The sequence below is a fragment of the Calothrix sp. FACHB-168 genome (assembly GCF_963889195.1).
In the GTDB taxonomy this organism is placed as follows: domain Bacteria; phylum Cyanobacteriota; class Cyanobacteriia; order Cyanobacteriales; family Nostocaceae; genus Aulosira; species Aulosira anomala_A.
The window spans coordinates 103880-111548 of sequence record NZ_CAWPNJ010000029.1 but is presented as its reverse complement, the minus strand read 5'-3'; the positions used below and the strand labels follow the sequence as shown (position 1 = coordinate 111548).

Genomic DNA, 7669 nt, shown 5'->3' with positions numbered 1-7669 from the left:
CCGAGCGATCGCAACACGCTACGACAAACGTGCTACAAACTTTCTAGGTGCAATTTATCTGGCTGCTTCTGTCATTTGGCTCAATTGATGACACGCCCTAGAGCTAGAGTTTCAATACCCCTCACAGCTTGAGGCGGGTTGAAAGGCTATCAAAAGCCCAGGAGAAGAGACGACATGGCTAAGTTTCAATACCCCTCACAGCTTGAGGCGGGTTGAAAGGGCATTGATTCAAAAATACCCCATCATCATATTTTTGTGTTTCAATACCCCTCACAGCTTGAGGCGGGTTGAAAGGCTTATGTTTCTGACAGCTTTTTAAGCCCATCTAGTAGTTTCAATACCCCTCACAGCTTGAGGCGGGTTGAAAGAAGCTGGTAGGAGTTTTATATGGCAATTCAAAACCAAGTTTCAATACCCCTCACAGCTTGAGGCGGGTTGAAATATCCACACGATAGTCCAGTAGCATTTTTTATGTAAAATTACAAATTACCTTAAATGTGAATTAAGCCTTGAAACCCTTGAAATTTCGTAGGTAGTTCCTAAACAATGATTTTGAAGGAATCTTGAAACCCTGATGGGATCAGAGGCGTTTCTAATTCACATCAGGCGTAAAGTTCAAAATAAAGAGGTGGGTTGAAAGGAATGTCACCTTCCCAATTTTTATTCTTGCAGTGACTGAGTCCAAATTTGCATTGATAAATTCAGGTTCAGCATAGAATAAAAGGAAGTGAGTTGTTGAAGAGGACATTAATTTGTTAACAGTGACGCTAATTTGTTAAAAATGACATTAATCTGTTAACAGTGACAAATAATTAGTTAATGTACAATTTGCATCAAAAGCGGGCGATGGGACTCGAACCCACGACGTTCACCTTGGGAAGGTGACATTCTACCACTGAATTACACCCGCAAACAGCAGCTAACTATAAAGCTATAATTAGCTACTATTATACCACAATTTGGCAAAGTTGAATTTAAGAAGCAGATTTTTCACGCTCTGATGGTAGGCTGATGACTTCATGTTCGCTGGATGCTGGGCGGGGTGGTTTTTTGCCGAAGCCGTAGCGCAAGGTGTTTATTATCCAGTTTTGGAAGTTGTCTATATAGCTAAATATGACGGGTACTACCACCAATGTCAGCAATGTGGAAGTTGTAAAACCACCCATGATGGCGATTCCCATCGGTTGACGGACTTCGGAACCGACGCCAATTCCTAAGGCTAGGGGTAGAGTACCGGCGATTGTTGCCAGGGAAGTCATCATAATTGGGCGTAAGCGGGAGACGCCAGCTTCGATGAGTGCTTGACGTTGGCTTTTGCCTTCTTCCATGTTGATGATTGTATAGTCTACTAATAGAATTGAGTTTTTGGTGACAATTCCTAATAGTAGTACAATGCCAATTAGGGCATAAAGTCCTAAGGGTTTTTGCATTACCATTAAGGCTATTAGTGCGCCGCCTAAACAAAAGGGTAAGGCTGCCATAATTGAGAAGGGATGGAGAAAGTTGTTATATAGCAAGACGAGAATTGCATAGATGCAGAGAATTGCTAATCCTAAGGCGCTACTAAAGCCTCTAAATATATCTTGCATAATTTTTGCACCGCCTGAGGGTTGTTGCATGACTCCTGGGGGGAGGTTTTGCATGATGGGTAGTTTATTGACTGCTTGGACTGCTTCTCCCAGGGCGATACCTTGTAGGTTGGCTTCGACTGCAACTTGACGGGCGCGATCGTAGCGGTTGATGGTTGCAGGGCCGCTACCAAAGCGGATATCTGCAACGGCAAGGAGGGGAACTAAGCTACCATTTTGGCTGGGAACTTGGAGATTTTTGATATTGTTGATGTCTGCGCGTGCTTTGGGATCGATTTGCACGCGGATGGGAATTTGCCGATCGCTTAAATTATATTTGGCTAAGTTGGCATCGTTATCACCAATGGTAGCTAGGGAGGCGGTACGAGCGATCGCTTGTACGGTGACACCCAAATCTGCGGCGCGTTGCGGATCGGGTATGACTAAAATTTCTGGTTTCACCAAACTGGCGCTAGAAGAGACTTCTACTAATCCGGGTATGGTGCGCATCCCCTTTTCTAAGGCTTCTGCTGCTTGACTTAAGGCTTCGGGATTTTCGCTTCTGAGAACTATTGATAAACCTTTACGGCTATCACCTGGTACTTGGCTTTGGAAACTGATTCTCGCTCCTGGTATTTGTTGGAATAAGGGGCGGATTTCTTCTTCAAATTGTTTTTGGGAAATCTTGCGTTCTTCTTTGGGTTTGAGGTTGACCGCGAGGGTAGCTGTATTTAAATCTTCAGTGGCTACTACCTGGGCAACATACGGATTTTTTAAAAGAATGTTAGTTGTCTGTGTTACTACCTGATTCATGTCTGCTAAGGTGGAACCAGGGGGAATTTCTATAGAAATACTAGAAAGTCCGTAGTCGCCGTCATCGACGAAACCCTTAGGAATCAGGGGCACTAGCATTAAACTAGCCATAAAAAAGGCGATCGCGATCGCAATTGTGGTTAATCTATGTCTTAGTGCCCATTGCAACATGGACTTATAAGGCTGAAAAGTTCGGGGCTTGATCGTGCTAAGTTTTGTATTTTTCTTGTTGTTCTTGGGTAGTTTTAATTTAAAGTTGAATAATTGGGTAAATCTTGCCTGTTTCTGATTTTGGCTTTTATCCTTGAGTAAATACGCCCCCATCATGGGTGTAACCATCCGGGCTACCAAGGTTGAGAAAATTGTGGAAACGGCAACGGTGACGCCAAAGGGTTGGAAAAATTGCCCCGGTATCCCACCCATAAAGGCTACGGGCATAAATACAGCAATAATTGTGGCGGCAGAAGCGACTACTGCTAATCCCACTTCGGCAGAAGAATCATAAGCGGCTTGCAAAGGTGATTTCCCCATCGCCATGTGCCGTTCCATGTTTTCAATTTCCACCACAGCATCATCGACTAGGTTACCGACTGCTAGGGCTAAGGCTAGCAATGTCATGTTGTTGAGGGTGTAACCTAATGCTTGCTGGACGGCAAAGGTAGGAATTATGGATAAGGGGAGGGCAACGGCGGTAATTAATGTGGCTCGCCAGTCACGTAAAAATACCATGATGACAATTACCGCCAGTACTGAAGCCTGAATCAATTCATCGATGGTGCTTTCATAGGATTGGCGAACTACATCAGCCCTGGTAAAGACTAAATCTAGTTTGACATCTGGGGGTAGGGTTTTTTCTAATTCTTTAACTGCAGCTTTGACTCCCGATTCTACTGTTACCATGACGCTACCAGTACTGCGGAGAACCTGAAACGCTACAATCGGTTTGTTATTCAAGCGTGCAGTTTGGCGGATGTCACCAAATTGATCCTCGACGGTTCCTAAGCTGGAAAGAGGTACGGAACCGCCTCCGGGAAGGATGATTTCGTAGCTTTTCAACACATCCACGCTAGCGGCGCTACCTAATGTCCTGATACTTTGTTCGCTACCACCTAATTCGGCTCGTCCACCGGGTAGGTTAATGTTCAAAGCGCGCACTTGATCGTTTACTTGGGTGGCGGTGATACCTAAAGATTGTAAGCGATTGGGGTCGAGGTTAATTCTGATTTCTCGGTCAACCCCACCGACACGTTTAATTTGGGCGACACCTTTAACTGCTAGCAAGGCGCGGCTGATGGTTTGGTCTGTGAGGTTGCTTAATTCTTCTACAGAACGGCGATCGGATTTGACTACATAAGTCATGATCGCCCCACCGGCAAAGTCTAGACGTTGGACTACTGGATCGTTGATGTCTTGGGGTAAAGTTTGGCGAATTTGGGCGATCGCATTTCGCACGTCATTGGTAGCGCGATCGCTATTTGTCCCCAACAAAAAACTGATGGTGGTTGTCGAGTTACCATCAGTAACCTTCGATATCATGTTATCGATATTACCCAGCCCAGCCACGGCGTCTTCAATCTTCTTCGTCACCTGAGATTCAAGTTCTGCGGGGCCTGCACCTGGTTGGGTGACGGTAACTGTAACTGCAGGAATATCTACGTTTGGGTTAGTATCTATACCTAAAGAAGTGAAAGAAAACCACCCAACTATCGTCAGAATTAAAAATAAAACTATCGTCGGAACAGGCTTTTTAATCGACCAAGCAGAGATATTGAAGGACATAAATTAATTCAAAATTCAAAATTCAAAACTTGTACTGAGCTTGTCGAAGTATTCAAAATTAGGGAATTTTAGACTTTATCCTTCGGGGGATATCAAGACTTTGTCACCATCTTTGAGATAACCTGCTCCTCTAACAACCACGCGATCGCCTATTTTTAACCCGCTTTTGATTTCCACTCTGTTACCGTTTATGGGTTCTCCTAGTTCTACTTTCTGAGCGCGAACAATGTCTTCACCCGATAGCATGAATACCACGACGCTACCGTCAGGTTGAGGTTGGACGGCTTTTTGTGGTACTGTCATGCCCATAGCGTTATTGGTGGTAATCGCCGCCCTAGCAAACATCCCTGGTTTGAGTGAATTTGTTGCTGGTAAGTCGATTTTGACGATAGCTTCCCTTCTTTGGTCGTTTACCATCGGTTCTATCTCTCTAACTCTTCCTTCCAACTTCACAAGCCGATTCATATCAGAGGAGACTTCTACCGTTGCGCCTACTTTCACCAAGGAAAGTTGAATTTCTGGGACTTTGGCTTGCAGTTCTAATTTGCGATCGCGAATAATCGAAAATAGCTTTTGTGTACCGCCAATAATATTACCTACTTGGGTTTGGGGTGGGATACCGGTGACATCGCCAACTCTGGCGAGTTTTTCGGCAATAATTCCCGAAACAGGCGCTAATACTAAAGTTTGCCCCAATTGCGTCTGTAATTGTCCTACTCTCGCCGCACTACTACGCACATCAGCCTGCGCCTTATTCACATTTGCTTCGGCAATACTGATATTTGCTTGACTACTACCCACATTAGCTTGGGCGCTACGCACATTTTCCTCTGCAACCCGCACTGCTTCAGTTGCAGTTTTCACAGTGAAGGAACGAGTATCCAGTTCTTGTTGACTAATTGCCCCAGAAGCCGCAAGTTGTTGATAACGCTGAAAATTCTTCTGGGCTTCTTCCAATCGCGCTTTTGCTTGGGCTAAGTCTGCTTGTCTTTGTTTGACAATCGCCTGATTTGCTGAGACAGTTGCTAACTTAGATGCCACATCTGCTTGCTTAGATTCCACATCTGCTTGCTTAGATTGGACATCGGCTTTAGCTTGGATAATTTGAGTTTGCAGGATAGAATCATCTAACACTGCCAAGACTTGACCCTTTTTGACAAAAGCCCCTTCCTTAATATTTTCGGGAATTTGGCGAATTTGCAGTCCATTACTTTGAGGTAACACAGGAATTAAATCGGATGCGGCGACAGTACCAGTAGTATTGAGTTTCTGGGCTATACTCGCCGGTTCTACAGCTGCAATGGTTACCGTCATCGCAGGTTTAGCAGATGATACTGGGTTATTGGCAACAGCCTTTTGTGGAGAATTGGTGTTATGTTTGAATGCACCCACACCACCAATGGCGATCGCAAACCCTAAACCAGTACCTAGCAATAAAGGCTTTAACCACAGGCGATTTGACTGAGAATTGAGTTTTTGCCCAACATCAGCATCATCAGCCTTTAAAGCGTCTTCCATTCCCAATTCTGATGAACTTTCGTCACTCACATTCATACTTTTATCTCCTGTAATATAAATACTCTAATAGTTTTTTTAAATAAAGTTGAATATTTGTGAAGAAATATTAAATAAGCTGAATTTGTTGAGGCTTTAACTGTCATATCTCTCAGCCTATAAGCATGACATCGGTAGTATTTTTATTACCATTGAAGAATATTTGCAATATATTTAGATATGCAAAATATTGTCAATGAGTATTTGCACCGAATTAATTGAACATCTTTAGTATTTAATATGCAATTAACTGTTGACGGTTGACACTTCGACAAGCTCAGTGCGGCGCGGTTGACTGTTGACTGTTGACTGTTGACTGTTGACTGTTGACTAAATTTCAAGGGTGATTTGCTGATTACTTGCCCAAAACACTAAAATGACTGCGTGATTTACCGAAATGAGTAAGCGTTAAGGCATTTTGAGAACTTGTTAAGACATTTCGTTTGCGGAAAACACTAAAATGAGTTGATGATTCATTAAAACGAGTAAGCGTTAAGGCATTTTGAGAACTTGTTAAGACATTTCGCTTGCGGAAAACACCAAAATGAGAACTCGTTAAGGCGTTTCGAGAACTAGTTAAAGCATTTTAAGAACTAGTTAAGGCATTTTGGCTAGTAAAATCAACTTAATGTATTTTGGCGTTGCTGAATCGAGGTACAAAAGTCAAAAATTCGATCTCTCAAACTCTTACTCTCTGCGCCTCTGCGTCTCTGCGTGAGACAAATTCATACTTTTACTCAGCAACGCCTGTATTTTTTGATATAGCGATCGCTTATCTTCCCCCTTCCCCTTTAAGATCCAGACTGACAAAGATTGTTGATTTTGTCTGAATTATGAAAGGATAGGCTATCCTATGGGAAAAATAAACCAATAGAAAAAAATCTCATAGGATAACAAAGGAGAAAACCTGTATTCATAGTCAATTCCCCAAAGGCGAAACTAATCTAGTACAACAAGTGACGGTTGACGGTTGACGGTTGACGGTTGACTATTGACTATTGACTATTGACTGTTGACTTCCCCATAGCGGTACTAGAATTTTTGCCAATAATCAAAATAATTCTTAACAAAGAGAGTAACCACAGATGTTCAATGCTACAGAAATTTTAATTGATGCTTTTGTTAATCAAATTCGTGAAGGCTATCGTCGTACCTATGGCGCTTACAAAAATGATTATCAAGATATCATCGCCTGGGCTGGCAATATGGCTTTAGAAAATATTGCCAATAGTGACGCCCTTTATCATAACGTCGAACACACTATTTTAGTCACCCTGGTAGGACAGGAAATTTTACGCGGTAGACATATCCGCGAAGGTGGGGTTTCTAGTGACGATTGGTTACATTTTATTATCTCCTTAGTATGTCATGATATTGGCTATGTCAAAGGAGTTTGTCGGCAAGATCAAGAAGCCGAAGGTTTATATGCTACAGGTAAAAATCACGAAATGATTTCTTTGCCGGCTGGTGCTTCTGATGCTAGTCTCATACCTTATCATGTCGATCGGGGTAAACTATTTATTGATGAACGGTTTGGCGGACACAAATTAATTGATGCTGAGGTAATTAAGTCGAATATTGAATTAACTAGGTTCCCCGTTCCCAAAGCCGAAGATCATCAAGATACCATTAACTATGCAGGCTTAGTCAGAGCAGCCGATTTAATTGGACAATTAAGCGATCCGCGTTATTTAAAGAAAATTACTTCTTTATTTTATGAATTTGAAGAAACCGGGATGAATAAAGTCTTAAACTATCAAAATCCTGGCGATTTGCGGAAGAATTACGCCAAGTTTTACTGGAATGGTGTTTATCCCTATGTGAAAGATGCATTACGTTACTTAGCATTAACACAACAAGGTAAACAAATATTAGCAAATCTTTATTCTAATGTGTTTGTTGTAGAACATGAAAGACAGCAAGAAGAATTAAGATTATTAGTCAATAGTCATTAG

3 protein-coding genes, 1 tRNA gene and 1 CRISPR repeat array are annotated in these 7669 nt (G+C 42.4%); of the genes, 1 reads left to right on the top strand and 3 read right to left on the bottom strand.

The features are described from left to right. Positions 1–108: 108 nt before the first annotated feature. A CRISPR array of direct repeats spans positions 109–442; the repeat unit is 37 nt; unit sequence GTTTCAATACCCCTCACAGCTTGAGGCGGGTTGAAAG. Between the two features lie 396 nt (positions 443–838). The 3 genes from AACW45_RS18220 to AACW45_RS18210 all read right to left on the bottom strand — a co-directional run bounded on the left by AACW45_RS18220 (position 839) and on the right by AACW45_RS18210 (position 5714). Then, a tRNA-Gly gene (locus AACW45_RS18220) sits at positions 839–910 on the bottom strand. Positions 911–974: 64 nt separating this feature from the next. After that, the gene (locus AACW45_RS18215) at positions 975–4160 is read right to left on the bottom strand and encodes an efflux RND transporter permease subunit (protein ID WP_190634011.1); all 3186 of its coding nucleotides are present in this window, start codon (positions 4158–4160) and stop codon (positions 975–977) included. A 75-nt stretch (positions 4161–4235) separates the two neighbouring features. After that, entirely contained in the window at positions 4236–5714 is a 1479-nt protein-coding gene (locus AACW45_RS18210) for an efflux RND transporter periplasmic adaptor subunit (RefSeq protein WP_190634009.1), read from the bottom strand. Positions 5715–6799: 1085 nt separating this feature from the next. On the opposite strand from AACW45_RS18210, the gene AACW45_RS18205 reads away from it, so the two are divergent. Continuing rightward, positions 6800–7669, top strand: coding sequence for an Npun_R2479 family HD domain-containing metalloprotein (locus tag AACW45_RS18205; RefSeq protein WP_190634007.1), 870 nt, complete (start codon positions 6800–6802; stop codon positions 7667–7669).